Annotated in this window: 3 protein-coding genes; 1 reads left to right on the forward strand and 2 read right to left on the reverse strand. The window is 51.8% G+C overall.

What is annotated here, in order from left to right; genetic code table 11:
- Window positions 1–428: hypothetical protein (locus VF260_06925; protein ID HEX7056915.1), on the forward strand; the 428-nt coding region annotated here is incomplete at its 5' end.
- Between the two features lie 663 nt (window positions 429–1,091).
- Here the strand turns inward: VF260_06925 and VF260_06930 are convergent.
- Window positions 1,092–2,270, reverse strand: a complete 1,179-nt coding sequence (locus VF260_06930) for a MalY/PatB family protein (GenBank protein ID HEX7056916.1) — start codon at window positions 2,268–2,270, stop codon at window positions 1,092–1,094.
- A gap of 169 nt (window positions 2,271–2,439) precedes the next feature.
- Window positions 2,440–3,237: an ABC transporter ATP-binding protein gene (locus VF260_06935; GenBank protein ID HEX7056917.1), complete on the reverse strand. Its 798-nt coding sequence runs from the start codon at window positions 3,235–3,237 to the stop codon at window positions 2,440–2,442.
- Between the last annotated feature and the right edge of the window lie 130 nt (window positions 3,238–3,367).

Here is a 3,367-nt window from a genome sequence, read left to right on the forward strand (position 1 = left end):
ATGGTTCAGTTGTCGCTGTGGGTTGGAATAAGCATAACCAATGCGATGTTAACGACTGGCGCAATATTGTAGCGGTCGCGGCGGGTGACTGGCATACCGTCGGGCTTAAAGCGGACGGCGCGGTGGTTACTGTGGGTAACAACAGGTATCGCCAATGCGATGTTAGCGGCTGGCGCGGCATTGTGGCGGTCGCGGCAGGTTACCTTCATACCGTTGGGCTTAAATCAGACAGCACGGTGGTGGCTGTGGGTAACAATCGGTATGGCCAATGCGATGTTAGCGGCTGGCGCGGTATTGTCGCGATAGCGGCAGGCAGTCTTCATACCGTCGGCCTAAAATCGGATGGCACGGTGGTGGCTGTGGGGGATAATGAATATGGCCAATGCGATGTTGGCCGTTGGAGCAGCATTCAACTGACCGGCAACTAGTTAAATTTAACTGGATTTGATCCAGTTAATTTCTATGAAACAGCCGTTAAGCAGTGATTAATTGGATTTCATCCAATTAATTCACTTTATATCGGCTTAAAACGCCTAAAATCAAACAAAATAGTTGGATGAAATCCACTTAATTGCTTAAAAACTGTACATCTCAATAAAATTAGTTGGACAAAATCCAACTAAACGACTACCGGCTAAAGCCGGTAAATTTCTGTCAGCGGCTGAAAGCCGACCTTTTGGGCTAAAGCCTGCTGAAAAGCAATCTGTGGCTAAAGCCGCCTAAAGCTTGCCGAAGGACACTCGACGGTTTGCCGATCTGCGGCATTTTAGCTCGAAAGCCAAGTCGGTTTGCCAGGATGCAACCTTTTAATGATCGTAGCAGGGTACTTTCAGATCTAACGGACGTGACAGAGGCTATTTTGGGTTTTACGCCCGGTTTTCCTGTTTAACGGACGCAGGCGCGCTTATTCTGGCACTTCGTGCGGTTTTCAGGCAAAAATAAGGCGAATAGCCGCTGTGGCGTCCGTTAAAATTTTTGCCCAGCCTTTTTTCGGCAAATAGCCTCTGCTGCGTCCGTTAGCGCTGGGCGGGTGGGTTGTGCAGGAGCAGGAACGATCGTTCGGACGGTCTTACCACCATGATGTCCGCTTTTTATCCTTTAAACTTGCGGACGGCGGCGGCGAACCGGCGTATCCCTTCCTGCATCACGGAACGCGGGCAGGCGATGTTGGCGCGCAAAAAGCCGCGGCCTTCCTTGCCGAAAATGGAGCCTTCATTAAACGCGACTTTGGCGGATTTGTACATCAAATCTTTCAACACCGCCGGGTCGTCGGATATTTCGCGGCAATCCAGCCATACCAGATACGTGCCTTCGGGAACCATCACTTTTACTTCCGGGGCATGTTCCGCCATATGGGCGGACATAACCGCAAGATTGTCCCGCAGATAGACAAGCAATTCGTCAAGCCACCGCTCGCCTTTGTTGTAGCATGTCTCCACCGCGACTGCGCCGAGCGCGTTTTCCATATGGATCGAGAGCGCTTTTAGACGGCGGTTGTACGCATTGCGAATTTTGGCATTTTGCGTGATCACAATGGATGTCGGGATGCCGGGGATGTTGAATGTTTTGCTGGGGGCTGTGCAAACGACGGAATGCTCGGCAAAGTCTGCGGAAATGGACGCAAACGGAATATGCTTGTGCCCGCTGAACACCAAATCGCCGTGAATCTCATCCGATACGACAGTGACGCCATGCGCAAGACACAATTCGCCAAGCGTTTTGAGTTCTTCCATTGTCCATACGCGTCCGCCGGGGTTATGCGGGTTGCACAGCAAGAGCGCTTTAACGCCGGTAGCGAGCACGCTTTTTAAATGGTCGAAATCCATCCGGTACTGCCCGTTTTCCAAACGCAGCGGGTTGTTGACGACTTCCCGCCCGTTCATGGCAATGACATCATAAAAAGGATAATAAACCGGCGCCTGCAGGACGACTTTATCGCCCGGTTCGGTCAACGTTTCGACCAGGATGCTGAGAGCGGATACCACTCCGGGGCTTGTCGTAATCCATTCGCGCTTGATTTCCCAACCGTGCCGCCGCTTTTGCCAATTGATGACAGCGTCGTAATAGCTGTCCGTGCGAATCGTATAGCCAAACACGCCATGCGCAGTGCGTTCCACCAGCGCCTTTACGACTTCTTCGGGGGCGCGAAAATCCATATCGGCAACCCACATCGGCAAAATATCGGCGTCCCCGAACAACTTTTGCGACTGGTCCCATTTGTACGAAGATGTATGTCTCCGGTCCAATACCTCGTCAAAAATGGAATGCATCTTTTTCAAGCACCAACTTTCTGCTTTTTTCTTAAAACAAGCTTTATTCCGACATGGCGCTGTCGAAAACCGGGCTTTCCTGCGCTTCCCCGGGAAATAGCAGGAAAGCGGGCCGGGAAATAGCCGCCCGCTTTCACTATCACATGCTGAGCTTCGTTTAGAAAGCCTGTCAATCGCTTAGGACAACGCGATCGTCAAGCAGCTTTTCTCCCCGGATTTTTTCAAACTCGCGCAGCAAACGTTCCACGGTCAAATCCTTTTTCTGTTCCTGCGGCACATCAAGAATGATGCTGCCTTTGTCCATCATAATCAACCGGTTGCCCAAACGAATCGCTTGTTCCATATTATGCGTTACCATCAACGTGGTCAAGTGCGCTTCCTCGACGATTTGCCGGGTCAAACGCGTAATCAGTTCGGACCGTCCCGGATCCAACGCGGCGGTATGCTCGTCCAACAGCAGGATCCGCGGGCTGGTGAAGGTCGTCATCAACAGGCTTAGCGCCTGCCGTTCTCCTCCGGACAACGTGCCGACTTTGGCATTCAGCCTGTTCTCCAGCCCCAGTCCCAGACGGTTTAATTGTTCGCGGAACAGCTTCTTTTTCGAACGGGAGACGCCGATGTTCAACCCGCGGGTTTTGCCGCGGGCAAACGCCATCGCCAAATTTTCCTGAATCGTCATTTTCGGCGAAGTCCCGGCCAACGGATCCTGAAACACGCGTCCAATCCATTGCGCCCGGCGATATTCCGGCATATTTTGAATTTCTGTACCGTCCACAATGACTTTTCCATGGTCGGGCGGGAGCACGCCGGAAATAATGTTCATCAGCGTGGATTTGCCCGCGCCGTTGCTGCCGATCACCGTGACGAAATCGCCCTTGTGCAAATGCAGATTGATATTGACCAACGCCATTTTTTCATCGATGGTGCCGGCATTGAACAGTTTTGTTACTTCCCTGATTTCCAGCATTACGCTCCCCTCCTTTCACCGGAAGCGTCCACAGCGCGTTTTAATTGCTCGGCTCTTCTCTTAACGGTGCGCTTTTTCTGAATGTATTTTTGCAAAAGCGGAAACGTCAATGCGACGACGACGATCAATG

It is taken from the genome of Bacilli bacterium, from assembly GCA_036381315.1.
Taxonomy (GTDB): Bacteria; Bacillota; Bacilli; order Paenibacillales; family KCTC-25726; genus DASVDB01.